This is a genomic window from Serratia sp. 14-2641, assembly GCF_001692375.1.
GTDB lineage: Bacteria > Pseudomonadota > Gammaproteobacteria > Enterobacterales > Enterobacteriaceae > Chania > Chania fonticola_C.
In genome coordinates this window covers 405,782-432,688 of sequence record NZ_LXKR01000055.1, presented here as the reverse complement: position 1 = coordinate 432,688, position 26,907 = coordinate 405,782, and the positions used below count along the sequence as shown (strand labels likewise).

General features: G+C 53.8%; 25 protein-coding genes. 11 read left to right on the top strand and 14 right to left on the bottom strand.

The genetic code is table 11. The features are described 5' to 3' along the window. Positions 1–12: 12 nt before the first annotated feature. On the bottom strand, positions 13–882 hold the full coding sequence (locus A6U95_RS20645) for an AraC family transcriptional regulator (protein ID WP_065685804.1): 870 nt from the start codon (positions 880–882) through the stop codon (positions 13–15). A gap of 178 nt (positions 883–1,060) precedes the next feature. On the opposite strand from A6U95_RS20645, the gene A6U95_RS20640 reads away from it, so the two are divergent. Then, complete coding sequence (locus tag A6U95_RS20640) at positions 1,061–1,966, top strand: EamA family transporter (RefSeq protein WP_024530956.1); 906 nt, start codon at positions 1,061–1,063, stop codon at positions 1,964–1,966. A gap of 118 nt (positions 1,967–2,084) precedes the next feature. Here the strand turns inward: A6U95_RS20640 and A6U95_RS20635 are convergent, their stop codons facing one another. The 3 genes from A6U95_RS20635 to A6U95_RS20630 all read right to left on the bottom strand — a co-directional run bounded on the left by A6U95_RS20635 (position 2,085) and on the right by A6U95_RS20630 (position 3,704). Next, positions 2,085–2,393: a colicin V family bacteriocin gene (locus A6U95_RS20635; protein WP_065685803.1), complete on the bottom strand. Its 309-nt coding sequence runs from the start codon at positions 2,391–2,393 to the stop codon at positions 2,085–2,087. After that, a complete protein-coding gene (locus tag A6U95_RS31125; protein ID WP_158006230.1) occupies positions 2,390–2,554 on the bottom strand; it encodes a hypothetical protein in 165 nt (54 codons plus the stop codon). Before A6U95_RS31125 ends, A6U95_RS20635 begins: the two co-directional genes overlap by 4 nt. A 391-nt stretch (positions 2,555–2,945) precedes the next feature. Next, positions 2,946–3,704 (bottom strand): alpha/beta hydrolase, encoded by a 759-nt coding sequence (locus A6U95_RS20630; protein WP_065685802.1) that lies wholly within the window; start codon positions 3,702–3,704, stop codon positions 2,946–2,948. A gap of 112 nt (positions 3,705–3,816) precedes the next feature. Between A6U95_RS20630 and A6U95_RS20625 the strand changes: the two genes are divergently transcribed. Continuing rightward, positions 3,817–4,590, top strand: coding sequence for a helix-turn-helix transcriptional regulator (locus tag A6U95_RS20625; RefSeq protein WP_065685801.1), 774 nt, complete (start codon positions 3,817–3,819; stop codon positions 4,588–4,590). A gap of 92 nt (positions 4,591–4,682) precedes the next feature. On the opposite strand, the gene A6U95_RS20620 is transcribed toward A6U95_RS20625, so the two are convergent. Next, on the bottom strand, positions 4,683–5,279 hold the full coding sequence (locus A6U95_RS20620; RefSeq protein WP_065685800.1) for a histidine phosphatase family protein: 597 nt from the start codon (positions 5,277–5,279) through the stop codon (positions 4,683–4,685). 226 nt (positions 5,280–5,505) lie between these two features. Here A6U95_RS20620 and A6U95_RS20615 point away from each other — a divergent pair, with 226 nt between their 5' ends. Next, the gene (locus tag A6U95_RS20615) at positions 5,506–5,913 is read left to right on the top strand and encodes a cupin domain-containing protein (protein ID WP_065685799.1); all 408 of its coding nucleotides are present in this window, start codon (positions 5,506–5,508) and stop codon (positions 5,911–5,913) included. Positions 5,914–6,617: 704 nt separating this feature from the next. Here the strand turns inward: A6U95_RS20615 and A6U95_RS20610 are convergent. The 5 genes from A6U95_RS20610 to A6U95_RS20590 all read right to left on the bottom strand — a co-directional run bounded on the left by A6U95_RS20610 (position 6,618) and on the right by A6U95_RS20590 (position 11,942). Next, the gene (locus tag A6U95_RS20610) at positions 6,618–7,139 is read right to left on the bottom strand and encodes a chromate transporter (protein ID WP_065685798.1); all 522 of its coding nucleotides are present in this window, start codon (positions 7,137–7,139) and stop codon (positions 6,618–6,620) included. Then, positions 7,136–7,705, bottom strand: a complete 570-nt coding sequence (locus tag A6U95_RS20605; protein ID WP_065685797.1) for a chromate transporter — start codon at positions 7,703–7,705, stop codon at positions 7,136–7,138. The genes A6U95_RS20610 and A6U95_RS20605 overlap by 4 nt, the downstream gene beginning before the upstream one ends. Positions 7,706–7,818: 113 nt before the next feature. Then, positions 7,819–8,658, bottom strand: coding sequence for a PRD domain-containing protein (locus A6U95_RS20600; protein ID WP_065685853.1), 840 nt, complete (start codon positions 8,656–8,658; stop codon positions 7,819–7,821). A 12-nt stretch (positions 8,659–8,670) separates the two neighbouring features. Continuing rightward, the gene (locus tag A6U95_RS20595; RefSeq protein ID WP_065685796.1) at positions 8,671–10,077 is read right to left on the bottom strand and encodes a glycoside hydrolase family 1 protein; all 1,407 of its coding nucleotides are present in this window, start codon (positions 10,075–10,077) and stop codon (positions 8,671–8,673) included. Further along, the gene (locus tag A6U95_RS20590) at positions 10,074–11,942 is read right to left on the bottom strand and encodes a beta-glucoside-specific PTS transporter subunit IIABC (RefSeq protein WP_065685795.1); all 1,869 of its coding nucleotides are present in this window, start codon (positions 11,940–11,942) and stop codon (positions 10,074–10,076) included. The genes A6U95_RS20595 and A6U95_RS20590 overlap by 4 nt, the downstream gene beginning before the upstream one ends. 372 nt (positions 11,943–12,314) lie before the next feature. Between A6U95_RS20590 and A6U95_RS20585 the strand changes: the two genes are divergently transcribed. Continuing rightward, positions 12,315–13,154, top strand: coding sequence for a PfkB family carbohydrate kinase (locus tag A6U95_RS20585; RefSeq protein WP_065685794.1), 840 nt, complete (start codon positions 12,315–12,317; stop codon positions 13,152–13,154). Between the two features lie 202 nt (positions 13,155–13,356). Here the strand turns inward: A6U95_RS20585 and A6U95_RS20580 are convergent, their stop codons facing one another. The 4 genes from A6U95_RS20580 to A6U95_RS20565 all read right to left on the bottom strand — a co-directional run bounded on the left by A6U95_RS20580 (position 13,357) and on the right by A6U95_RS20565 (position 18,585). Next, on the bottom strand, positions 13,357–14,067 hold the full coding sequence (locus A6U95_RS20580) for a flagellar brake protein (RefSeq protein WP_065685793.1): 711 nt from the start codon (positions 14,065–14,067) through the stop codon (positions 13,357–13,359). A gap of 72 nt (positions 14,068–14,139) precedes the next feature. After that, complete coding sequence (locus A6U95_RS20575) at positions 14,140–14,922, bottom strand: N-formylglutamate amidohydrolase (protein ID WP_065685792.1); 783 nt, start codon at positions 14,920–14,922, stop codon at positions 14,140–14,142. Positions 14,923–15,096: 174 nt separating this feature from the next. Then, the gene (locus A6U95_RS20570) at positions 15,097–16,797 is read right to left on the bottom strand and encodes a GNAT family N-acyltransferase (RefSeq protein WP_065685791.1); all 1,701 of its coding nucleotides are present in this window, start codon (positions 16,795–16,797) and stop codon (positions 15,097–15,099) included. A 126-nt stretch (positions 16,798–16,923) separates the two neighbouring features. Beyond that, the gene (locus A6U95_RS20565) at positions 16,924–18,585 is read right to left on the bottom strand and encodes a DUF4091 domain-containing protein (protein WP_065685790.1); all 1,662 of its coding nucleotides are present in this window, start codon (positions 18,583–18,585) and stop codon (positions 16,924–16,926) included. 462 nt (positions 18,586–19,047) lie between these two features. Here A6U95_RS20565 and A6U95_RS20555 point away from each other — a divergent pair, with 462 nt between their 5' ends. The 7 genes from A6U95_RS20555 to agaR all read left to right on the top strand — a co-directional run bounded on the left by A6U95_RS20555 (position 19,048) and on the right by agaR (position 26,643). Next, positions 19,048–20,301: a sugar ABC transporter substrate-binding protein gene (locus tag A6U95_RS20555; protein ID WP_065685788.1), complete on the top strand. Its 1,254-nt coding sequence runs from the start codon at positions 19,048–19,050 to the stop codon at positions 20,299–20,301. Between the two features lie 78 nt (positions 20,302–20,379). Further along, entirely contained in the window at positions 20,380–21,321 is a 942-nt protein-coding gene (locus A6U95_RS20550) for a sugar ABC transporter permease (RefSeq protein WP_065685787.1), read from the top strand. A gap of 10 nt (positions 21,322–21,331) precedes the next feature. Then, complete coding sequence (locus A6U95_RS20545) at positions 21,332–22,150, top strand: carbohydrate ABC transporter permease (RefSeq protein WP_065685786.1); 819 nt, start codon at positions 21,332–21,334, stop codon at positions 22,148–22,150. Between the two features lie 24 nt (positions 22,151–22,174). Further along, positions 22,175–23,311 carry a sn-glycerol-3-phosphate ABC transporter ATP-binding protein UgpC gene (gene ugpC, locus A6U95_RS20540; protein WP_024486605.1) on the top strand — a complete coding sequence of 379 codons (1,137 nt, stop codon included), beginning with the start codon at positions 22,175–22,177 and terminating at the stop codon, positions 23,309–23,311. Between the two features lie 17 nt (positions 23,312–23,328). Beyond that, the gene (locus tag A6U95_RS20535) at positions 23,329–24,612 is read left to right on the top strand and encodes a Gfo/Idh/MocA family oxidoreductase (RefSeq protein WP_065685785.1); all 1,284 of its coding nucleotides are present in this window, start codon (positions 23,329–23,331) and stop codon (positions 24,610–24,612) included. Positions 24,613–24,631: 19 nt separating this feature from the next. Then, positions 24,632–25,540, top strand: a complete 909-nt coding sequence (locus A6U95_RS20530; protein WP_065685784.1) for an ROK family protein — start codon at positions 24,632–24,634, stop codon at positions 25,538–25,540. A gap of 332 nt (positions 25,541–25,872) precedes the next feature. After that, positions 25,873–26,643 carry a transcriptional repressor AgaR gene (gene agaR, locus A6U95_RS20525; RefSeq protein WP_065685783.1) on the top strand — a complete coding sequence of 257 codons (771 nt, stop codon included), beginning with the start codon at positions 25,873–25,875 and terminating at the stop codon, positions 26,641–26,643. The last annotated feature ends 264 nt before the right edge of the window (positions 26,644–26,907 follow it).

Below are 26,907 nucleotides of genomic sequence, written 5' to 3'. Positions count from 1 at the left end.
TCTCCTCAGGGATTAACGGCTTTGCTGCCGCAGCCGTATCGGCGTATAGCCATAGAATGCCTTGAAACGGTGGCTAAAATGGCTGGCCGAGCTAAAGCCGCAGTCCAGCGCAATCTGGGTTAGCGGCATCAGCGTGTTGCGCAGTAATTTCTCCGCCTGTTGCAAACGCACTTGCATCACGTACTGATGTGGTGCCTGCCCGGTGCTGTGTTTAAACATGCGGGCAAAATGAAACTCACTCAATTCCGCCTGAGCAGCCAAGTCTGCCAGTACCAATGGTTGATCGAGATGGTGATAGATAAACTCTTGCACCCGCTTCAGCACGGCCGGTGCCAGCCCACCACGCACGCTGGGCAGCCGCCATTGCAACTGGGTGTAGCGCTGAAGCATATGCGACATCAACAACGTGGAGGCGCTGCTCAGTGCTAGTTGGTTGGCGCTGTCTTGCCAATTGTGATTAAGTAAAAACTGGCGATACAGCAGCGTGATTTGCGGATCTTCCGCAAACGACAGCGGCTCTACGTTGATGGACGCCGGGCTGCGATCCCAGGTCTGCTCCACCAAATGGCGCAAATGCTGGTCGGTACAATACAGATGAACAAAGGAGAGATTGCTGCGTACATCCCAGGTGGATTCGTAATGACGCGGCATGATGCAAAAGCGATCCGGGCCGCCGCCGTTCTGCCACCCCCCTGGCACTTTCTGATAGCACTCATAACCATCCGCCACGTACAGGCTGAGGGTGTGGTGATCGGCACTTTCCTGGGTAATACGGTCATTGCAGTTTGACCAGGCTGCCAATTGCACGCCAGATCCCAGCTGCACGCTGTTGTGCAACCGGGCTTTATGTTGGTGCAATGTTTCAAATGCCAGGTATGCCATAGCTGCCCTATTCCTGTGATCCAAGCCGTTCCAGTTTAAAGAGTGGCGGCGCGGGATGCCAGTTGTCACCGGGCGCTTTTAACAAAAAAAGCGCAAGAATATGCAATTGGCCGCAAAAGGCTGAAAGCGTTACGGCGCTAAAAGATGAATACTCCTGTCATCATTAACAGGAGAACTCATGAATACGCTGTTGTACCTTGCCGTTGTGCTGATTTGGGGCACCACCTGGATTGCGATTACCCTGCAACAAGGCACGGTGGCGATCCCCGTGTCGATCGGTTACCGTTTCTTGCTTGCTGCCGCCGTGATGTGGCTAGCCATGCTGGCGCTACGCCGTCTGCGGGCCATTAGCCTGCGGGACCACCTGTTCTGCATGTTGCAGGGTTGCTGTGTGTTTGGCTTTAACTTTTACTGTTTCTACCTGGCGGCGGCCTATATCAGCAGCGGGCTGGAATCGGTGATTTTCTCGATGGCGGTGTTGTTCAACGCGGTTAACAGCATGATTTTCTTCCGCCAACGCCCCAGCCCGAATCTGCTGCCTGCGGCACTGTTAGGCATGACCGGCATCGTGGCGCTATTTTGGCAGGATCTGATGGCGACCCAGATGGCGCCAGAATTGCTTAAAGGGATCGGGTTGAGCGCGCTGGGCACCTACGGTTTTTCGCTGGGGAACATGCTCAGCACGCGCCACCAACGCCGTGGGCTGGATATGCTTTCCACCAATACCTACGCCATGAGCTACGGCACACTGCTGATGTTTGCCATCGCACTGGCACAGGGCGCTTCATTGCAGCTCGAATTCACCACTCGCTATCTGGGATCGCTGTTCTATCTGGCGATTTTTGGCACGGTGATCGCCTTTGCCGCCTATTTCACCCTGCTAGGCCGCATCGGCTCAGGGGCCGCCGCCTATAGCACCTTGCTGTTCCCGTTGGTGGCGCTAACGATCTCCACTCTGTATGAGGGTTACCAGTGGCATCTGAATGCGGTGATTGGCCTGTGCCTGATCCTGCTGGGCAACCTGGTGATGTTTTCCAAGCCGGGGATGTTCAATCTATATCGATGGAAACGTGGGGTTCAGTGACGGTATTAAAGATAAGCGTCGAGATACCGTTGCCCACTTAAGATAATCCATGAATTAACACAAAAATCATTGAGGTGTGATGTAAACCACCTCAATGATTGCCCCCTATCACGAAAGATTACAGCCCATTGCAGTAGGATTCGTATTGACCTTGTTTACTCATGCATATTAATGGCTTATTAGGTCGACAAATTCCATTCCAGGCTGGCCCACTGGCGTTTTGGTTTCCTGCAGCATCATATAATGCTCCCACCGCAACCCCTGCGGCTAGTCCAATTGCCGGCCCTAATGGGCCAGCCAAACCCGTTCCGAATGCCGTGCCAGCGATTGTGGCTCCGCCAACGGCAACCTCTCTACCTGCTTGTTCCCAGTTTACATTTCCTGCACCTGAAACCATATTAATTTCATGAAAGCTTAAGACTTTCATTTAAAAACTCCTGTTACTTGATAATAAATAAACATCACGATTGCTATGCCAGTAGAAATAGCCAAGGACTGAAATAACGGAGGCGCGTTAAAACTTCTCGCAATAGAACCTATGGCAACGCCAAGAAAAACACAAAAAAAGATAAATAGAATATTTTTCATTAACCCCCCTGAAATGTAAGTAATGAACTTGTTTTTAAAATTACAATATTGATTTCAATAAATCATAAAAATAAGAGAGATTGTTCAGGCATTATAAAAATGCCTGAAGGTGCTAAGGTTTGTGATATAACCTATCTACTCATTTCTCAAATGATGTCATCACAGAATAACCATCCAGAAGTTGATAATGACTATCATTCTAAATTATTTTATCAAGGTCAAGTTATTTTTTATTCGACAGTAAATGCCTATTAATCATTCCTATAATGAAAACCGTTAAAGCGATATGGTAATTTTATTAGCAACAATCAAAGTAAGCAGCGGAAAATAAATCGATAGCCATGGTCTAAAACCTTGTCACCCCCGAAGGCTTTTTAGCTGCGCTCAAAAATTAGGCCTGCCGTAGGAAGTTCTCTATGCTCGTTGCCAAGGCGAGCGGTACTTCATTCATTGGGTAATGACCGGCATTCTCAAGTATTTCCAGTTCAGCCTTTGGATACCATGCAAGGTAGGTGGAACGCATCAGATCTGTGTTGAATGTCGGATCATGCTCCCCGATCAGCACCTTAACCCTGTGTGGTAAACCCTGTACCTCCGCGCTGAAATCGGTGTTGCTCCATGCATTCAAGTAAGCGGCAAAAGCGGCTCTGGACGAATGCGCCATTGAATACTCAGCTTTCCAGTCGATCCACGCTCGTGAAAGGCGCTGTCCAGTACTACGATTGATGATGTTCCTCCTATTCTCGATGCTATCAGCCGCACCATTAAACAATGCTTGCCCGACAGTGTCGAAAGCAACACCGCAGGAAGGAACCGGTGCGACAGGCACTAACATACGCACGCGCTCAGGAGCCAAAGTCGCTACACGTTCAATTGCCATTCCTCCCATCGAGTGGCCTACCAAGCTAAACGTGTCGAATCCAAGCTCATCAGCAAGGGATAAGGTATCCATCGCAATTTCATCCATGCTATAAGTGCCAGCGGAGGAGCTCATGCTCCCGTATCCACGGTAGTTCATAAAGATATAAGTAAACTCGTCGCGGCTAAGAGCGCCCTCCATTGGCGTGAAAGCATGGCAATCACCAAACCACCCGTGAAGAACGATGACAGGATGTGGACCACTACCTACTCGGTGAAACGTGTTGGACATATCGACTCCTAATAAACTGAATGTGCCAGATGATTTCCTTACCGTGGCCATTGTAGGATCCGCAGTACCAGCTCGCTTTCAATATTGAGTCAATTATTATAGAGTTTGGGCCATGCGTAATACGTTACTCGACCCCTACGAAGACATTCCACGAATTGCCGTAGTCACTGCAAATGACTACCCGGCGTCTTCGACTTTTCCCTCCCATACACATCGTCGCAGCCAGTTTGCCTATGCCGCCTCCGGGACGATCAGCGTGTTCACGGCGCGCGAAAACCTGGTTGTTCCACCACAGCGGGCATGCTGGATACCCGCTGGCATCGACCATGAGATGCATATGCGTGGCCCTGTCACCATGTTGAACGCATTTTTTACCCCGGACGCTGCCCGCGCCGCGGGACTACCCGATGGCTGTCGGGTGGTTGGAGTATCCCCCCTGCTACAGAACCTGTTAGTACAGGCAGTGGATTTGCCAGCGCTCTATGACCTGAATAATAGAGAAGGCAAGATCATGTCTCTGTTGCTTGATGAAATTGCCACTATGCCGTCGCTGTTGCTAAATACTCCGTTGCCCGACGAGCCTCGTTTAGCCAGACTGTGCCGTCAACTGATTGAAAACCCATCTCTTTCTATCGATATCAACAAAATGGCTGCGGAGGCAGGCATGAGTCGGCGCACTTTCACCAGAGTGTTCCGAACGCAAACTGGCGTGAGCTTTACTGAGTGGCGCCAACAAGCCTGTTTGCTGGCGGCTATCACCCGCCTTAACAATGGGGAATCGGTTACTCGCGTTGCGCTGGACCTTGGCTATGGGAGTTCAAGTGCCTTCACTGCACTATTCCGCCGTGTACTTGGCGTGCCACCCAGCCTATACCTTGAGAAATAGGGAAAAATCAAAGGGGTAATGTTTCTAAATGGATAGGGGCGCCGTACCGCGCCCCTAGTGACTCCGACGACTGCATTTCTGCACTGATATTGTCACTTCATTCCGGTTGGACAAGTATCCGCGACATTCTTAAGCCCTTCGGTTTGATGTTCGAAGCGGATCTTGTTGGCGGGCGCGTCATGGTCAATCGTCAGAACATAGATACTGTCAAAATCACTGCCCGGCCATTTGGCCGCCTGTTGGGGATCGCCCCCTTCTGCGGTGATAATGTTTTTTACCACCTGCACCAAGTTGTGATGTTCCCAAGAGACATACACCACGGCATTGCGGAAACGATCGTCCAGCAGAGCCGTCTGCAAATCAGCAATGTCATCGGCGTGATACTGGATATTCACCGGCAGTGAGAGCCGAATGGCCGTTGGGGTAATCGTGGTCAATGCCCGCATGGAGCTGCCCAGCTTATTTTTCTTGGGGCCTGCGGCATAAATGGCTTCGGGTTTACCGAAGCGGGAGATTAAGACCTCCGGCAGTGCCAAGGCGCGGTTAAAGCCTTTGCAGGTCAGCTGACCACTGTTGTTGTCTGGCTTCTCACCGTGGCGAACGAAAACCAGGGTTTGCTCACTCCAGGCGGCCCCTGCCACGCTGGACAACAGTAATGCCAATATGCCGTTTTTAAACGCTTGCTTCATGGTTCTCTTTCCACCCATATTTACCCTCAAGAGCACTGCCAGCTAAGGCCGCATACTTGCAGGTCATTGTCATGACTAATGAATTATTTGCATAGGTGTATGCATATTTAGCTACCTTATCATTGAATCGGCCCTGTAATACACTTCCTCCTGTCGGCCATAAGCACATCGGCCACCCTTTTTGATTGCTTCCTGAAAGCAGGCGTAATTTGACGGCGGAGACGAAATGAGCGAGAAATTTGACGGTAACGGTATTTTCCCCAAAGGGCCAAAAAATGACGCCTATGCGCAATATTTCACCGGCACCAGCTACCTGAACATGTTGACCACCGAAGGAGTAGCCATTGGCAATGTGGTGTTTGAACCAGGCTGTCGGAATAACTGGCATATCCACCATCAGGGCGGCCAGATCCTACTGGTGACCGGGGGGCGCGGCTGGTATCAGGAGTGGAATAAACCGGCTCGCCAACTTACCGCCGGGGACGTAATCAATATCCCGGCAGGAGCCAAACACTGGCACGGTGCAGCCCAGGATAGCTGGTTTGCGCATATTGCCGTGGCGGTCCCGGCCGAGGGTTCCTCCAATGAGTGGTTGGAACCGGTATCCGACGAGGATTACCGTCAACTGCCGTGATAAAAAAGCCACCTGCCAAAACGGGTGGCTTGAGATTAATAACCTCAGGCGCAGCCTGCAACGCCCCAACGTGCTGAACCGGTTACAGCTTACTACTTCGGGTAGAAATAGTTCACTACACAAAAAACCAATTTCGCCACTACATAACAGCACGAGAGAGAAACCAGTAAGTGAGAAATATTGGCTGGTGCAGCATACCAACCCAACGACCACACGCAGGCCCCTTTTAATAAAGCTGCAGCCAGATAAAAGCTAACCAAAGAGGCAAGTATACGTACAATTGCTTTCATGAAATTTGTCCAGTCAGACATAACCGGTATACATTCATTTAAAAGGTTTATGTTAGTTGACTACCATGAGCATGAACTGCCAGCGTTAGAACCGCAGTTATTTCCTCGACCGTCAGATATCTGCCCCAACAATTCAAGCCCTAAGAGTCCCATAGAAAACCCCTTGTTATTGACAATATAACAGAGTACAGCGAGTTGATTATCACCTCATCATCATAAAATTATCAATATAAAACAAAAGCGGGCTTTTTAATTTTAGAGTTTAATCACAAAAACGTTGTGAATTATTAGCCTTGTGATTTACTTAAATAATTTAGTTAATTTAATTACGTCACAGATTAATTAAGATAAATATAATGACATATATCGCTACGTAGGAGCGCAGCATGCGGCTCCCTTTAGAACGTTAAGGCGTCACCCAATCACTAATCCCAGCACTGCCCCGCCCGCCAGGATCCATAATGGATGAATACGTTTATTCATACTCAGCAGCGTCGCTAACACAATTAATATTGCTAACCGCCCATTGGTCGCTGAAGCCTGGGCAATCAGCACGCCGCTGGCGGCAACCAACCCGACCGTGACCGGCACCAGCCCAACCTGCACGATACGCCGCCAGGGCTTATCTTTAAAACGCCGCCATGCGCCCATCACCAAAATGGTAACGATGGACGACGGCCCAAACTTGGCCACAGAGGAAACTAACAGCCCGGCCCAGCCCGCGACGTGCCAACCAATCAGCGGCACGATCATCATATTCGGCCCCGGAGCCGCCTGCGCCATGGCGAACAGCGCGCTAAATTCCTGGGCGCTCATCCATTGATGCACCTCCACCACCTGGCGCTGCATTTCCGGCAGGATGGTAAAGCCACCGCCAAACGCCATCAGTGAAAGCTCGGTAAAAATGATCGCCAACGAGATTAGCACCGCCATCATGAAGGTTTCCTCCAGGCCAGTAGAATACTTAGCGGAGCCAGCACCAGCATGGTAGGCAGCAAGGGCAAGCGTAACCAGGCAATCGCCACCAAAGCAATGGCGACAATCGCTAACGGCAACCATTTCCCCCACAGCGGCAACAACATTTTCAACGCGGTAGAGAGCAGTAAACCCGCCGCCGCTGCGGCTAAACCGGCAAACACGTGTTGCACATGGGCATCGTTTTGGTAGCGGGCATAAATCACGCCCAGGCCGACCACAATCGCCGTTGGGGCGCAGATCAGCCCGAGCAAAGCACATAGCGCGCCACGCAGTCCGCGAAACTCCATACCCACCGCTACGGAAAGGTTAATGACGTTGCCACCCGGCAAGAACTGGCACAATCCCAGCAGCTCAGTGAACTGCTCAGCAGTTAACCAGCGGCGTTGTTCCACCAACATGCTGCGCGCCAGCGGCAGCACCCCGCCAAAGCCGATCAGGCCAAGCATCAGAAAACCGGTAAACAGTTGAGTATTGCTTGGTGGCTTTGCCATTTCATGGCCCTGTAGCGCATTAGGTTCTGACATTGCGTTTCCCACATTATCTCAGTTGTTATCTGGCATAATGCACGCGGCTAAGCCATGATGTCTAATGCATTTCAGAGCCATTATCGCTACGGTGAACGTACTGAAGATCGAGCTTAATCGTCCCGATCGACAATCCGCGTCAGGTGGATGACCAAGTACAGCAGCTCATCGTTGGACATCTCCATTTCCAGCAGATTTTTCACATAGTCACGGATCACCAGTGCGCAACGATAGGCATCGGGATACTCTTTCGTCGCCTGCGAGAACAGGAAATCGTCTTTCGACTTTACCTGTTTGTTATCGATCATCCGTTGAATGAAAAACTGCATATGCAGCAAGAAACGCGAGTAATTGAGCGAGTCTGTGGCGATATCGATACGGAAATGGTATTTGATGATGTTGAAGATATCCTTCAGCATCTTCACCGCCAGCAACGTGTGCTCCATGCTCTGCACGTCGGTTTGGCCATTGACCAGGTGAAAGGCAATGTTCCCCGCCTCTGCCTCCGGCAACAGGATATCCAAACGCTCGTTGATCTGCGCCAGCGCCTGCAATGCCACGGCAAACTCCTGCGGATAAAAGCGTTTTACCTCATGCAACAGCCGGTTCTGAATGATGATGCCTTTACGGCAGCGCTCAATCGCAAAGCTGAGATGATCCACCAGGGTGAAAAAGATCTGTTCGTTGACCCGGCCTCCCAGTTGGCTGTTAGCCAGCCTGAGGATCATCTGCACCAGTTCAATATGCTGCTCCGGCGTGGCTTCTATCAGGCGCAGATGGTCGTGGCCGGTTTGACCGTTCTGCACCACATAGACTTTTTCTATGTTGGCCGCAGCCAGCACATCTCCCACTTTGCTGTTAAACCCGATGCCCTTGCCCATCACGATAACTTCGCGGTTATCGCTGTCGGTGGACAGCACCAGGCTGTTATTGAGCACCTTGATGACTTTCATCATTAAACTGTGTTACCCACGTTGTTGGCCGTTCGAGGCAATCAGGCGCTGATACCAGGCGAAACTGTTCTTCTTGATACGCCGCAGATCCTGTTCACCACGGTTAACATAGATAAAACCGTAGCGCTTGGCGTAGCCCTGATGCGTGCTGACCAGGTCGATCGCCGCCCACGGGCAGTAACCCAGCAGATCGACACCATCGTTAATCGCCAACTGCATTTGTTCGATATGCGCACGCATAAAATCGATGCGGTAATCATCATTGATGATATCCCCAGACAATAGCTGGTCCGGCGCGCCGATGCCATTCTCAGTAATTAAAATCGGCAGATGATAACGTTCATAAACCTTGCGCAGCGTCAGCCGCAGGCCCACGGGGTCGATCACCCAACCATAGGGCGTTTTGTCGACATAGGGGTTTTCCGCTGCCCGATATACGCCCGGCTCACCCAGCATGATTTGCTGATCCCCCGCACGAGCCGTAATATCCGAGGCATCCCCACGGCTGGCGGCGATGGTGGCGGTGGAATAGTAGTTAATCGCCACATAATCCGGCCGCCCTTGCAGCAGTAGTTCCGTATCTCCGGCTTCAATCACTGGGGCAAGGCCACGATCCTGCAAATATCGCCAGGCCAACGCATTGTATCGGCCATGAACTGCAACATCCAGAAAGCTCCAGCAGCGCAGCGTTTCCCAGTTGTGGGCCGCGATGGCATCCAACGGATGGCAGGTTTCCTGATACATGGAAGTGGTATTGATCGCCGGGCCGATTTTCCCCTTGGGGCAGCGCTGATGGCACAAAGCCATGACCCGCGCCTGCGCCACCAGCATATGGTGGCTCTGTTGATAAAGTACCGGCTTGGTAGGCAGTTCGCCGCCCTTTGGTACCCCGATAGCACCAGGGTGCAGGATCATGGTGTTCTGTTCGTTGATGGTCAGCCAATATTTGACCTTATCGCCAAAGGCAGTAAACAGCACGTCCGCATACTCGACAAAGGCATCGATGGTCTGCCGATTGCTCCAACCGCCCTGTTGTTCCAGCACATAGGGCAGATCGAAATGGTAGAGCGTGACCACCGGTTCAATGCCGTGCTTGAGCAGTTCATCGATCAGGTCACGGTAGAACGCCAGGCCAGGCTGATTCACCTCGCCCGTACCGTTGGGCAAAATGCGCGTCCAGGCAACGGAGAAACGGTACGCCTTCAGCCCTAATTCGGCGAACAGCTTAACGTCTTCACGGAAGCGGTGGTAATGATCGCTGGCCACCTTAAAATCTGCCGTCTCGACGGGATGATCGAGCATATCAACAATGGAAGGACTTTTGCCGTCTTCGTCCCATGCCCCCTCAACCTGATAAGCCGAGGTTGAGGCCCCCCACAGGAAGCCTGGTGGAAAATCGTTCAGCTGTTGGTAAATCATACATTTTGCTCCTTGGTATTCAGCGCGACAATTTGCTCACCAAAGTTCACAGGGCCTGGCCGTCGGCAGCTTAGGTGCGGATACTGCTCGCTGTTGACCACCAGCACCGGGGTGATAATGTCGTAACCCAGCGCGGTAATGGCGGCAATATCAAAGCGCACCAGCTCATCACCGGCTTTCACCCGATCGCCCACCTGCCGTTGAGAGCTGAAATGCTCACCGTTGAGATTGACGGTATCGATGCCGATATGCATCAGCACTTCCATGCCGTTATCGGCCTTAATGCCCACGGCATGCTTCGAAGGCAGGAAGGTCACGATTTCCCCGTCCAAGGGTGCACACAGCACGCCTTGCTCAGGCACTATCGCCACGCCTTTGCCCAGCAGCCCTTGCGAAAATACGTCGTCATTCACCTGTTCCAACGCCACCAGTTGACCAGCCAACGGGCTGTGTAGCACCGCGTCGTCATCAGACGATACGCTGTCTGTGATTGTTACCTCTTCTTCATCAACCGGGTCCTCAAAGCCCAGTATCCAGGTCAAGGCAAAGGTCACGACGATGGCGATGACGCAGGTGATAAGAGCGTGCACGATATTCATCGGGTTTTCGCCGATAAAGGCCGGTAATGCCGCCAACCCCGGCGAAACAAAGGCATAGCGCACCAAACCGCTGACTCCCGCATAGACACCGGCACAGCCGCCGCCAATCATGGCCGCGATCAGCGGTTTACGCAGTTTCAGCGTGACGCCGTACAGTGAAGGTTCGGTGATCCCCAACAGCGCGGTGAAACCGGCGGATGAGGCCAACTGACGCAGATTTTTGTTCTTGGTGCGAAACGCGACGCACAGGGTTGCCGCGCCCTGAGCAATGTTGGAAGCCAACATGCCGGGGCCATTAATCATCTCAAAGCCGTTTTTACTTAACTGCCCGGTGGCGATAGGCGTCATCGCCCACGCGGTGCCGGTGATCACCAGGAACGGTTGCAGCCCGCCCATTAGCATCGGGATCAGCCAACTGGCCTTGCCATCGATAATCGCCGCGCCGCTGGCCACCAGATCGTTGAGGAAAATACCGAACGGCCCTACCGCCACCAAGGCTAGCGGCGTGGTAACCAGCAGGATGATCATCGGTTTGGTGAAGAATTTAATCATGGTCGGCGAGACTTTCTCTGCAAAGCGCTCGATATAGGACATCAACCACACCGTGAAAATGATCGGCAGCACCGAACCGGCATAATCGGCCAACCGCACCGGGATGCCAATAAAATCGATTGGCGAACCGGCGGCCAGCATCTGGGCAAGATTGGGATGTAGCAAGGCTCCCGCGATGGTCATGGCCAGAATAGGGTTACACTCAAACTTGATCGAGGCACCGTAGGCCAGCAGTACCGGCAGGAAGAAGAAGGCTGCATCGGCGATGGTATCCAGCAGATGGTAAGTTGGGCTGGCCGCGCTGATCGCCCCAGTTAACTTGAGGATCGCCAGCAGCGCCTTGATCATCCCCGCGCCGGTAATAGCCGGGATCACCGGCGTAAAGGTGGTCGAAATCACGCTGATAATCTGCGTAAAGACGCCGCCCTTGGCCTTGTTCTTCGGCTGTCCGCCCGGTTTGCCCAGCGGTTGGCCGATCGCTTTTTGCAACGCGCGGAAAGTCTGCTGCACGTTGTTGCCCACCACAATCTGGAACTGGCCACCACGCTCGACCACGCTGATCACGCCGGGCAAAGCTTCGATCGCTTTGGCATCGACCCGACTATCGTCGTTAAACTCCATCCGCAGGCGGGTGGCGCAGTGCGTCAGCTTGCTGACGTTAGCCTTCCCCCCGACCAGTGCCAATATGTCCAAGCCCAACTTGTTATAATCCATAGGTTTTCCCCGGCAAAAAAACAAAAAAAAAGACCAAAATGAAAATGCTCCCCTTCGGCAGAAGAAGTGCATTTCTATTTTGGTCTTGCCTGCTTGCGCAGTAACACGCCATCATAAAAATGATTGAGTAGCTGATTAGGCTACGACGCAAGTAATACCGCGGACGCGATCTCCAGGCAACCGGCGACGGTAAGCTTTGTGATTCGTATCACGATTAGCCGCAGGAAAAATCGCAAGCGATCCAACGAAAAATCATCAAACTCTCCCGCGACCTACTGTAGCCATGCCCTTCAATAGGTTAAACTTCTCTACCTCGGCGAGTTACCTCTGCCGACCGTTGCGCTTGAATAACAATGAACCAAGGAAGTCCACATGCAACAAGGCTCTAAACTGCGGCCACCACCCATTGATGTGATCACCATTCAGTCGCAGGTGGTCTACGGTAGCGTGGGGAATGGCATTGCCTACCGCACGTTGTTGAAGAAGAACCTGGAGGTGTTGCAGGTACCGAGCGTGTTGTTTGGTTGCCCGCCCTATTACGGCGCGCCGCACGGGGGAGCGATCTCCAGCGAATGGTTCAGCGGTTTTCTGGAAGATTTGATCGCCCGTGAAGTCGTGTGCCGCGCGCGGGCCATCATTATCGGTTACCTGGGTGACGTGGCGCAGTGCCATATTCTGGCCGACTGGCTGCCGCGGGTGATTACCCTCAATCCGGGCATCAAGATCTATATCGATCCGGTGATGGGAGACTACGGCGAAGGGGTTTACGTCGATAAACGTCTGGTTGAGCGTTATCGTTCCCCTTACCTCAATCTGGCCCATGGCCTTACGCCGAACGGTTTCGAGCTGGAACAGCTGTGCGGCATGGCGCTAAGCACGCGTGAGCAAACCGAACAGGCTGCACGGGCGCTGCTCAAAGGCAATACGCAGTGGGTACTGGTCACCAGCGCGCCCGGCGTTGCAAACAGCGAGCAAGAAGTTGGCCTGTTGCTGGTCACCGCCGACGAGGCGCAAAGCTTCACCCATGCCAAAATCGATTCGCCGGTGAAGGGGACGGGTGACATGTTCACCGCGCTGTTAATTGCCCATTTGCTGCAGGGGGAACCTTTCTGCAAGGCAGTGCCGACGGCGATCCATGAGGTGTGTGCGGTATTGGAAGATGCGGCGCGTCACGGTTGGCAGGAGATCGGCCATCTGCGGGCGCTGAAGTGATGTGATGCCCCTCACCCTAACCCTCTCCCACAGGGAGAGGGGACCGATCGAGTAAGGCTGAAAGTAGAGTTATTCACCTTGAACACCGACTGACTCAACTTGGTTGCAGGGGCGAGTGAGGTTGCTAAATTACCTCTGTACTTCCAAATTAGCAGGGGCTATCAGCTCCCTCTCCCTGTGGGAGAGGTTTGGGGTGAGGGCTTCAACGTTTTTTCTTTTTATTGAAATCCAATTCAAAAGCAAACACCGCACTTTGAATTTTGCGTTCGGTCAGCATACCCATCTTGAGAAAACGGCAGGACAGGCGCATGAAATGATGCGTTTGGTCTTCATCAATATCATGATCTTGATTCACAGCAATCAGTTCCATATTCACCTTGAACTTGCCGTAATCCCCCAAATCCAGCTGAGCCTTATTAAACACTAGCCCCGGCTGCATATAGTCGGGTACCGCGCCATCAATACGCAAACCAACGCCACCCGGCGAAAGATCGTGGATACGCAGTTGATAAGGGGTGCCATCGCTGTGTTCGCCGTTACAGAAGAATTCACGCCAATAAGGCGTGGTGATACGTAACTGGCGGCGACGCTGGATATAAACCAGCTGTTTCGGCAGACACGCCTCGTAAACCGGCATAGCGTTATGCTCGGTCAGCTGCGCCTGGTCAACGGAGAATTCGATTTTTGCATCGTGGTTTTCAATCACAATGCTGAATTTCCCACCGGAGATCTGCTCTGGAGCATTACAATCAAAGACGATGTTATCAGCGCCAACGCTCAATAATTGGCCGGTGAATTCATGTTGTTGATTAACGACACGCAGCGGCGTTCTTTGCTTATAGATGTCGCGTAAGATTGCCAGAACTTCAAAACGCTCCTGCTTGATAAACCGTCCGTTATCAATATGTTCCACCCGTCACTCCCAGCATTGTCCATCGACGCTAACGCTTTCCTTACGCAATCATCACCGCCATCAATACTAAAGTCAAATTTCCCAGCGTTGCCATAATAATGGCAATAGCCGGGCAAAACGAGCAGCCCATGCGGCCTGGCCTGCACTATCCCCGATTAAATCCTGGCGGATCTCGATGCCAACATAGGGTAATTCATGGCGTTCCGCATGCACCGGCAGCGTGTAGTCGGTCGCATCGGTCATCGCATAAGGCTCATTAATACCGACCTGTAAATCCCCTTCTGCACGCAGCAACTCCGCCAACAGCAGGGCAAATTGTGGCTGGCGGTTAAACAGCAGCCCAACCTGCCACGGCCGCGCATCGCCTTTAAACACCGGCGTAAAGCTGTGCATAGCGATCACCGCGCAGGGTTGGTTATTGGCGCGGCGAGCTGCCAACGTGTGATTGATGGCCTGGTGATAAGGCTGAAAAATTTCCTGTTCACGGGCGCCCGCGTCGGCCGCGCTGATCCCTTGGTTGCCGGGAATTGGCGTGACTTCCGATAGCGCTGGGATCGAACTGGCAATACCGGGCGTTCGGTTACAGTCGATCACCAAACGCGAGTAATGCTGATGGATTAATGTCGCATCCAACTGTTGGGCCAGCAGGCGGGAAACTGCCAGCGCACCAATATCCCAGCCGATATGTCGATCGATATCGCCGCTGGCCAGACCAAGATCGCCCAGACGTTTTGGGATGGCCTGCCCCGCGTGATCGCACAGCAGTAAGAAAGGAGAAGTCGCCTGTGGCAGCTCAACGCTCACGGCCGCAGGCTCATCGGTAGACAATAAGGTTGGGGTATAGGGGTGATACATAGGGCACTCCGGCGCGAGAAAGCGCTAATTCTAGGCGATCCTCTCGCCGGCTACCAATTTCCCATGGGAGAATTTGGCGCAGCCGCACTTTCGGTCAAAATGGAGCCGGTGTGTCATGACCCATTGATTTTATGAATGGGCGCAACATGTGCCGCCCTCACGTTGTGAGCCGATCTAAAGATGAACGGCAATATAGCGCTGATAGCGGGCAGGCTTCAGCCGCGTCAGATCGACCAACACTAAACCATCGATACAGTGGTTAAACGCCGGATCGGTACCGAAGTCGATAAACTGCACACCACCGGGCTCACACAGCTCGGTGTATTGCTTGTACAAGGTCGGGATCGAACAGCCGAGGTTACTCAACAGGCTTTTCAGGCGCAGCAAATCTTGCTGATAATCATCACCGGCGAACTGGGCCAATACCTGCGGCAAAGAGGCCGGATAAGGCTGCCGTGACTGAGCCATAGCATGGTCTGGAGAGAAATAGAGGCGATAGAAAGCAATCAGCAAATCGCGAGCGGCAACCGGCATACCACCTGAAATCGACACCGGGCCAAACAGGTAACGATACTGCGGATATTTGGCCAGATAGGCACCAATGCCGAGCCACAGGTAATCCAGACCGCGCTTCCCCCAATAGGCCGGTTGAATAAAGCTGCGGCCCAACTCAATCCCTTGTTCAAGGATTGGGGTCATATCGCGATCGTAATGGAACAGGCTGTTGCTATAGATGCCGTCCAGTCCTTTACTGGCCAACTGCGGTGCAGTGGGGATAAAGCGATAGGCTCCGATAATCTCCAGTTCCTCCTCATCCCACAGTACCAGGTGATAATAATCGTCATCATAGCTGTCTAAATCACGCCGCCGCCCCGAACCTTCCCCCACGGCACGGAAAGCGATCTCACGCAGACGGCCAAGCTCCCGCAGGATCGGTGCTCTGGCCTCCCCCTTGCGGCGATAAAGGAAAATGGTTTTTCCATCCGGCGTAACCCCCAGACGCTCGCAGGCAGCCAACGCTTTTTTCAACTCGAGGCGATCTTCCGCCAAAGCGATGGCCGATTCGCTGGTAAACAGCCCCGGTTTCCCCTGACCAAGCCGATAAACATGGCGGCGGAAACGTTCGGCAAGATCGCGTGCTTGAGTATGGCCATCGTGCCAATGGGCAAATGGAATGCGTCCGCCGATGCGGATTTTGATCCGTCCGCCCCGCTGTTTGAACATCTCACGCACTAACAGCAAGGTGGATAACGGGCGATAAATCAGCGAGGTCAAATAGAACAGGCCGCTGTTTCGGGCGCTGATATGGATGGGAACGATCGGCACACGCGCCTTGGCGGCCAGCCGCAGGAATCCGGTATGCCAGTGACCATCGCGTATCCCTTTGGGACTCATGCGGGATACTTCCCCCGCTGGGAACAGGATCAGCACACCCTGATTATCCAATTGAGCCTGCATGGCTGCAATCTGCTGGCGGTTGGTACGGTTACCCAGGTTATCAACCGGCACAAACAGATTGCGTAAGGGTTCGATACAGCTCAGCAACTGGTTAGCCACTACCTTGACGTCTGGCCGAACCGCCGCCACCGTCCGCAGCAGTACCAAACCGTCCAGCGAACCAATGGGATGGTTGGCAACCAACACCACTGGGCCTTGGCTGGGGATGTTTTCCAGATCCCCATCCACCAGTTCACAGCTCAAATTAAAGTAGTCCACCACCTGCTCAATCAGATCCAATCCTTTCAGGTGCGGATAGTCGGCAGCAAACTGTTTGAATTCTTTTTCGCGCAGTAAGGTTCTTAGCAGACTACGCTGCCAGGCTGGGGGAGAACGCTGTGGGAAGACATCTTGCAGCAGGTTATCCAAAGTAAACATCGGGTCATCTCCTGGCCTAGTCGCTGCAAACTTAAGCCAGCGCCATGACCTGAACATGACCGTTTGATGACGAAAAGATGAAATCAAAAGCCAGGGGCGAACATGCTCGCCCCTCTACCCTCTAGTTTACAGAGCCGCTTCAATACAGGCGTTAACCTGTTCCCGCAGCCGCAGTATGGCAGAAGCCTGGTGAGGGTAACGTTTGAAAGTGATGCGCATCCCCAGTTCCTGATCGATCAACTGCTCCACCGTGGCACGATTGGTCAGGCTCTCCAGCAGCTGCAATGCCCGCAGATCCTGTAGCCCCTGATGGAACACCCGCAAACGCAGCGATTCTATCGGCATAAAATTCGGCCCTGGATAAACCACAAAAGGATCGCCAGAGGGGAAGGCGTTGCCGCTGTCGGTTACCGCATAGGGATTCAGTTTCTCCCGGGAATGGCTGCTGTTATAGAAGTTGTAGCCCCAGTGGAGGAAACCGCTGATGTTATAGAGGTAAAGCTGGATACCCAGAATGCGGTTGCGGGCCGAAGGCTGAGCAAAGAAGCGGTTGGCCACCTCGGTTCTTTGCACGCAGCAGTAATAGGCCCACAGCTGCGGGGTTTGATGCTCGAGGAACGGCTCGATATGATCGGTGGCGACTACTGGAGTTTCTACCAACCCACGCTGATAGAAGTCAAAGTCGGAGAGCGCATCGAAAGTGCGGAACCCGTCCAGCAAGGGCCGCAGTGAATCGCTGGCACGTTGGTAGGCGGCGATATTTTCCAGTTTAGGTTCATCCGAAATGTGAAACCACACCTGTCGTTGCAAATCCCGCGCCCGGAACCAGCCGGTTAACGCTGGCATCAATGCCCGCAGAAACTGCTGATATTCGCTGCCGTGGGCATCGGTATGCCACCCAAACAGCGGCTGGGTTTCCCCCGCAACCTCAACCATAATTTTGGGCGCATGCGCTGCGCCCCATTGGGTAAACAGGTGGGCAATTTCGAAGTGTTCGATCCCCTCCTCCTGCGCCAATGCTACCCACTGCGCCAACCGTTCAAAATCAAATTGGTAACCTGCAACGGTGCGTTTTACTCCAACCAACTGCACGGTGGTGCGTTCGCCGCCGATAGCGGTATCCAAAGGCGGCGTAAAGATCGGCGTTAGCAGCATATTCACGCCGTTTGTCACCGCGTTACGCACCAGGTTGCGCACCGCCTGCCAGTACTGCGGGCTGAACACCGCAATCTGATAATAGTCCGCCAGACAGTCGGTATGTAACCATTCGGTATGGAGCAGCCTCTGTTTTGGCAACGCGGCAGGTACCACATGCAGCGTCATGCTGGCTGCGGCCAACTCTTCCCCCGTCTCTTGATCGAACAGCCGCAGCGTTAGCGGATAGTCGCCACCGGCAATACCCTGCGCTGGCGGCGTAAAGGTCAGCCACAGGCTGGCGTAATAACGGCAGGCGGCAAAAAAACGCCGATCCTGAATGGGCATTAGCGGGTCGGGAAATAGGCCAGGCTCGGTCGTCAGATAGTTCTCATCAGCCTCGGCATAGCAGGGAAAATGGCTGGGCACCGACTGCACATGGCGCACGCTGATATCATCGGCCAATTCCCCCTCAAGTTGATAACGTAATTCCCGACGGGTTTCATTATCCTCACGGTACAGACAATACACGCCTTGCCATGAGAGGCTTTCATTATTCAGGCAACTGAATTGCTTTTGCTGTTCTACCTGCGGTGCGGCTTGGCGATGGAATATCTTCTCCAGGCAATGGGTAAATAGTAGCGTGAGACGCATAATAGCTGCCCTGTTTTTATTTATGGTGAGATTGAATTAATTTCAGGCTAGCGCGTTTTTTCGCCACACGCAATATAGGCCAACAAAAAAAGCCAGCGAATGCCCTCTCGCCCGGCAAAAAAATAATTTTTTTGTTTATTTGCATCACAAAAATGAAAGATGCCGCGGCCTGCACAATAAAAACGTTTTTAATCCCCATTATGGTGCAAGGGTTATCAGTTAATCCTATGACCCCAGCAAGCCATAACTGCCGCCCGACAACGGATTTTCGCCCTTCGACATTAACAATTCATCAACAAAAAAGGCTTTCGGTTGTTGGCTTTGACCTTTCGTTGTTAACAACAGTGAAAGATACACGCCCCATTTTTGGGCAAAATGGCTGCATTGACACATTGAAAGTTAAGGGATAGAAAGAAATCACGTTCACCAAAAAATGTATTCGCCGACACCGAGGGTAAAGCAATGTCACCTAGAAAAAACGCCGGACGTTTTCTGTTGCATTCCGCTGTTGCAGCCGCTTTATTGTTGCCGACCATGTTATATGCCGCCGACCAGATAACATTACGTTATGCGGTTTGGGATCGAAACCAATTACCGGCCGAACAGGAAATTGCCAAGCGATTTGAGCAGGCCAACCCGAATATTAAAGTGGAAATAGAATTAACCCCCGCCGCACAATACTTTGTTAAATTAGACTCCGCCGCCGCCGGTGGTGTCGCGCCAGATATATTCTGGATTAATATGCCCTATTTTGTGCAATATGCCAAAAACGGCATTATGCAGCCGCTGGGCGATTATTTAAAAGACGGCACGGTCAATCTGGATAATATCGTTGCCAGCTCCGTTAAGGCTTATCAATACGACGGCCAGCAGATGGCCATCCCGCGCGACGTCGACTCCATCGCCGTGTGGTACAACAAAAAACTGTTCGATCAGGCTGGCGTCAGCTATCCCACCAGCGATTGGACCTGGGACGACATGAAGAAAAAGGCCGCCGAATTGCAAACCGGCCTGAAGGGCAGCGCCTTCCCGCTAGTGATGGATCTCAGCATCGACGGCCAGGACAGCTATATGAACCTGCTGTTCCAGAAAGGCAATCATATCGTGCCAAAAAATGGCCAACCCACCGATATCGCCAACGACAACGCCATCTGGGTCTACCAGCAGTTACAAGGGATGATGAAAGACGGCCTGATGCCGACCGCCCAACAGATGAGCGAAGTGAAGACCGAGAACATCTTCCAGTCCAACCGCGCCGCCATGGTGTATGCCGGTTCCTGGCTGGCCGCACCGTTCGCCAACAATCCGCTGATCAACGAGCACATCGGCGTGGTGATGATGCCGAAAATCGAGCGCCAGTCTGGCGTGGCCCACAGCCTGGCCTATGCCATGTCAGCCAAGAGCGATCACAAGCAGGAAGCCTGGAAGTACATCGAGTTTATGAGCAGCGAAGCCTCGCAGGCCACCCTGGCGAAGGTGGTGATCCCGGCCAACAAGGTCGCGGCTAAAGCCTGGGCGGAGGAAGTCAAAAAGGTTGACGTCACTCCGTACATCCAAACGCTGGAGGTGACCGAGGCCTACCCAACCGCAGGCACCAACACGCCTAAGTGGCAAAACATGTGGATCGGCAGCCTGAAGAAAATCTTTATGGGCGCGGATGCCCGTACGGAAATGGATAAATCGATCAAGAAGATCGAACGCATCATGGAGCAGTAATTCCCCCCGTTGCGGCCTGTCTGCCCGAAGACAGGTCGCAGCGGAAACACTGAGCAGTCAAAGGTGAGGAATGGCGACATGTCGCTGGCAGAAACGGCTACGGCCAATATAAAACAGGCAAAGAGCAAACCTCGTGCCGCATTAAGCCGCCTGGAGCGAGCCGAACGCTTCTGGGGCTGGGTGATGATCCTGCCGCTGGTGATCGGCCTGACGGTGTTTTACTTCATCCCGTTTTTACAGAACATTTTTTACAGCTTTACCGACCTCAACCAGTTTATGAGCTGGACGACCATCAGCTTTGACAATTACATCAACCTGTTTGAGGACGATGACTTCTACACCGCCGCCTTCAACACCCTGTTTTATGTGGTGGTGTGCGTGCCGGTGATCTTGCTGCTGTCGTTGCTGCTGGCGATTGGGCTGAACCAGAACATTCGGGGCAAAGCGCTGTTGCGCACCCTGCTGTTCTTACCGGCGGTGACCATGCCCGCCGCCGTGGCAATGGTGTGGCAGTGGCTGTTCAACAAGGATTTTGGCCTGATTAACCAAGGGCTAAACCTGCTGCACATTTCGCCGGTCGCCTGGCTGTCCGATCCGGACGTGGTACGCATCAGCGTGTCCATCATCATTATCTGGTCGTCGCTGGCGCTGAAAATCATCATCCTGCTGGCCGGTTTGCAAAGCATCCCCCGCCAGCTGTATGAAGCCGCCGATATCGACGGTATCAGCACCCTGCGCCGCTTCTTCTTTATCACGCTGCCGATGATGGTACCGACGCTGTTCTTTGTGTCGGTGATGAGCTTTATCGAGATCCTGCAAATCTTTGACGTGGTGTTCCTGATGTTCGACCGCGCCCTGGTGGAGGGTGACGTGATGACCATCACCAACCTGTTCTACAAATACGCCTTCTATCTGCAAGAGAAAGGTTTTGCCTCTGCCATTACCGTGGTGCTGTTCGCCGTGACGCTGGTGATCACGCTGGTGCAGATGGCGATCGGCAAACGCCTGAGAGTGAGCTGAGGAGCCATTGATGACGATAAGCAAACAAGCCCTGGTCTATCTGTTTATGACGCTAGCGGCGCTGGCCTCGGTGGTGCCCTTTATCTGGATGCTGGTGACCTCGCTGAAAACCCAGGCCGAAAGCATTCAGATCCCGCTGACTCTGCTGCCGGAAAACCCCAGCTTGCAGGCCTACGGCAAGATCATGCGTGAGATCCCTTTTGCGGATTTTTATATCAACTCGCTGCTGGCCACCTTCTCCACGGTGACGCTGCAAATGGTGATTGCCACCATGGCCGCGTATGGCTTCTCCCGCCTGCACTTTCGTGGCCGTGACGCGGTGTTCCTGGTGTGCATCTCGATCCTGATGGTGCCCGGCCAGGCATTTCTAATCCCGCAGTTCCTGGTAGTGCAGAAAATGGGGCTGGTTAACAGCATTATCGGCCTGGTGCTGCCGGGGATCTTCAGCATTTATGCCACTTTCCTGCTGCGGCAGTTCTTCCTGGCGGTACCTAAGGAGATGGAAGAAGCGGCGCTGATCGACGGCTACAGCTACTTCGCCATCTTCTGGCGCATCATGCTGCCGCTGATCCGCCCCGGCATCATCGCCTGCATCATCATTAACGGTTTGTGGAGCTGGAATAACCTGATGTGGCCGCTGATCGTCAACACCACCACCGAGAAATTGACGCTGCCGGTGGGGCTGGCTTCGCTGTCCAGCCGTGCCGGAGTGGAATACCCGCTGCTGATGGCCGGTGCCTTGATGGCGGTGATCCCGATGCTGATGCTGTTCATTCTTTTCCAACGTTATTTCATCCAGGGCATCGCCAGCGCTGGCGTTAAAGGCTAACCGCGAACAATAAGGTAAACAGACATGGCCGGTATTCAATTAAACAGTGTGAAAAAGGTCTATCCCAACGGTTTCCGGGCGTTGCATGGCGTGGATCTGGATATCAAGGACGGTGAGTTTATGGTGTTTGTCGGGCCTTCCGGCTGCGCCAAATCCACCCTGTTGCGCATGATCGCCGGGCTGGAAAGCGTCAGTGAAGGCCAAATCATGATCCACGACCGCTGCGTTAACGACACCATGCCCAAAGATCGCGGCATCGCGATGGTGTTTCAGAACTATGCGCTCTATCCGCATATGACCGTCTACAAGAACATGGCCTTTGGTCTGATTGGTAAAGAGAGCAAGGCTGAGATCGACCGGCGGGTGCAGGATGCCGCCGAGAAGCTGGAAATCACCAACCTGCTGCACCGCAAACCCGGCCAGCTCTCCGGTGGCCAGTGCCAGCGTGTGGCGGTTGGGCGGGCCATCGTGCGTAAACCCAAGGTGTTCTTGTTCGACGAGCCGCTCTCCAACCTGGATGCCAAATTGCGCGTCTCCATGCGTGTGCAGCTCATCGAACTGCATAACCGACTGAAACAAGAAGGCGCCGCCGCCACCATGGTGTATGTGACGCACGATCAGGTCGAGGCGATGACCATGGGCGACCGCATCTGCGTGATGAACCGGGGCACCATCATGCAGGTAGACAAGCCGATCAACCTGTATCACCACCCCGCCAACCGCTTTGTCGCCGAGTTTATCGGCAGCCCGTCGATGAACCTGCACGATCTGGACTTGCTGCGTAATGCTCAGGGAACACAGCTGCGTATCGACGATCGCTATCTGCTGACCCTGCCGCCCGCGCTGGAAAAGCAGTTGGAAAACTATCCGCACCAGCGCGTTTGCCTGGGTATTCGCCCTGAAGCCCTGCGCCTGTGCGCTGCCGGTACCCAAAACTGTTTCCCGGCCCGTATCGCCACCATCGAACGCATGGGTAACGAAGAGTTGCTGCACTGTGAACTGGCCGGATTACGCTTCGTGCTGCGGATTGCGTCTCAGCCGGACTGGGAACCGAGCATCGGCGAACAGATCCATTTGACGTTTGATTTGGCCCGCGCCCACCTGTTCGATCAGGCCAGCGGTGACAACCTGAATAATAACTCTACCCAGTCACTGGGATAATTTGGGAGTACTTTGCAATGTCGTCAGCTCAACCTAATGACTATACCGGACGCCCGGTACGCGTGTTGGTGATTGGTGCCGGTGCTCGTGGGGAAATTTATTCCCGCTATGCGCTCGCCCATCCAGAATTGATGCAAGTGGTGGCGGTCGCAGAGCCGCGCGATACCTATCGCCAGCAGTTTGTAGCCCAGCATGGTATCTCGCCCGAAAACGTGTTTACCGACTGGCAGCAGGCCGTAGCGGCGGGCAAACTGGCCGATGCGGTGATGATTTGTACCCAGGACACTCTGCATCTGGCTCCGGCCCTGGCCTTCGCCAAACAGGGTTACCACATGCTGTTGGAAAAACCGCTGTCGCCGGACGCGAGTGAGTGCCGCACCCTCGTTGAAGAAGTCGAGCGCCAGGGGATCATCTTCTCCGTTGGGCACGTGCTGCGCTATACCCGCTATACCCAGAAACTCAAGCAACTGCTGCGCGATAAGGTCATCGGCGACATCGTTAGCCTGCAGCATCTGGAGCCGGTGGGCTATTGGCATCAGGCCCACTCTTTCGTGCGCGGTAACTGGCGCAATGACCAGCAAGCGGCCTTTATGCTGTTGCAAAAATCCTGTCACGATATCGACTGGATCCGTTACGTGATGGATACCCCTTGCGAACAGGTCAGCTCATTTGGTGGGTTACGCCACTTCCGCCAGGAAAACCAGCCTCAAGACGCAGCGGATAACTGCCTGGACTGCAACGTTGAGGCTGAATGCCCCTATTCCGCCAAACGCATCTACCTTGGCGATAATCACAAGGCAACACCGGGTTTCCTGCGGGTGCTGACGCCGGAAGTCGATCAGGAGCATCTGGTCGCCGCGCTGCGCAACGGCCCGTATGGCCGCTGTGTCTACCGCTGTGATAACAACGTGGTGGATCATCAGGTGGTGAATATGCAGTTTAGCGGTGGCCGCACCGCCGCCTTCACCATGACCGCCTTCACCAAAATGGAAGATCGCAAAACGCGCATTTTTGGCAGCCAGGGATGCCTGGAGGGCGATGGCCGCAACATCCGCATCACCTCCTTCCTTGACGACCGCGAAACGCTTTATGACGTGGATGAAGCCGAAGATTTGCACACCATGTCTGGCCACGGCGGCGGCGATTATTATCTGATGCAGCATTTTATCGCCGCCGTGCGCGCCAACGATCCTTCACAAGTGTTGTCTGGCCCGCAGGAAACTTTGCAGAGCCACCTGATGGTCTTTGCCGCCGAACGCGCCCGCCGGGAAAACGCCGTCATCACCTTGGGCGAGGAGTAAAGCCGTGGCTACTCATGCTATGCGTTACGGTTTTGATATTGGCGGCACCAAAATCGAAATGGCCGCCTATGACGCCCAGTTGAATCAGGTGCTGTGCCAGCGCGTCAGTACGCCCACCGGTGACTACCGCGAGTTTCTCGCCTGCATCGCGCAGTTGGTCAGCCAAGCCGATCGCAGCCTGCACACCCAAGGCAGCATAGGCATTGGCTTGCCGGGGATCACCGACCCACGCAGCCGCAAGCAGTTGGCGGTAAACGTACCCTGCCTGACCGGCCACTGTCTGGCGGACGATCTGACCCAAGAGCTGTCGCGACCGGTAGAGATTGAAAACGATTGCCGCTGTTTTGCACTTTCGGAGGCCAGCACGCCCCAGACCGAACGGTTGGAAGTGGTATTTGGTGCCATCATCGGTACCGGTGCTGGCGGTGGGCTGGTGATGAACAAACGGCTACACAAGGGCCGCAATGGGCTGGCTGGCGAATGGGGGCATACGCCTATCTCGGCCCAGTTGGCGCAGCGTTACGATCTGCCGCTGTTTGTCTGCAACTGCGGTCTGACCGGCTGTTTTGAGCGTTACGTCTCCGGCAGCGGTCTGCTGGCCCTGAGCCAACACTTTGGCCATAGCGCGGCCAACGTCCCGGCACTGATCGCCAGTTACCGTCAGGGCGATCCATTAGCGCAACACCTGATGGGGATCTACATCGATATCCTGGCCAGCGCGTTGGCCAGCCTGCAACTGCTGCTGGATGTGGATGCTTTCGTGTTAGGGGGCGGGCTTTCTAACGTGAGTGAACTCTATGCACAGTTGCCCGCCGCGATGTGCCGCTGGCTACTGCCAGGGACGGAACCCGCGATAGTTTATCCTCCAGTGTATGGCGACAGCAGCGGCGTACGCGGTGCGGCACTGTTGCGCCAAAGCTGGCAATAAAAAATTTAAGGAAAGCTCACCCGCATTATTCACCGTGGGTAGCTTTCATCCACGACGGAATTAATTGGCGCCTCCACGGAGATATTAGCCGAATAAATAAGGCATTACCGGTTTTCAGTTTATTTTCATGCTGCTTTCAGTTGATGACCAACCGAAAGATATCATGACAATAACCAATTGAAATATAAGATTATATTTAAATTTTCCATTGCGTTGCGCGGTTTCGTTTGCTGTAATTTGCAACGAAAGACTGAAAATACGCCTGTAACGGTTGCTGTGGCCCCTATGCCACGGCCGGGGTTTGCTACGGGTAAATCAGGAGTCAGCTATTCATGATCAATACCGTAAAACGGCGGGAATTAATTATCGACCAGCTTTGCCGTGAGGGTACGGTGCGCGTGGAGCAATTGAGCAGCCAGTTTGCCGTCTCTACCGTCACCATTCGCAGCGATCTGCGCCATCTGGAAAAAAGTGGCTGTGCGGTACGGGCCTACGGCGGCGCGATGCTCAATAAACAGTTCGCCTTCGATCGCCCGCTACAGGACAAGGGGCGCATCAACCGCGATGTGAAATTCGCCATTGCCTGTGCCGCCGCCGCGTTAGTGAACGACGGTGATGCGATCATTCTCGACTCGGGTTCCACCACTAGCCAGATGGCTATCCAGTTGGCAGGTAAGAAAGACCTGGTGGTGATGACCAACGCCTTGAATATCGCCTTCGAATTGGCCAGTAACGAACAGGTGGATTTGATGGTGGTCGGCGGCAGCGTACGGCGCAAGTCTTGGTCGCTGTACGGTCCCGCTGCCGAGCAGCATATTCGCCAATATCGCTTTGATAAGTTCTTCCTCGGCGTTGACGGCTTTGATTTGGTGGGTGGCATCACCACGCCAGATCCCGGTGAGGCGCAGCTCAACCGCGCCATGTGTGAAGTGGCTCGCGAAGTGATTGCGGTGGTTGACGCCAGCAAGTTTGGCCGCAGCAGCTTCTGCATGATCCGCGAGATCGGCCAGATCCACCGATTGGTTACCGACAGCCGCATTCCGGCCAACTACCTGCATGCACTGCAAAATCTGGGGGTCCAGGTGATTATCGCCGACCAATGAATCGCCCCTCACCCCAACCCTCTCCCACAGGGAGAGGGAGCTGGTACGGCGCAGCCGTCAGGTACAGAGGCTACTTCGAAAGCAGGCAGTTATACGGCATGAACGGAACGGTGGTCAGGTTCAGGAGTATTAGGCATCCGTGTTCGCCCCCTCACCCCAACCCTCTCCCTCAAGGGAGAGGGAGCTGATACGGAGCAGCCGTCAGATGCAGGAGCTAGTGTGTGGTGAGCGCAGGAGTTGGCCGGTGGCACGGTTCGATCCCCT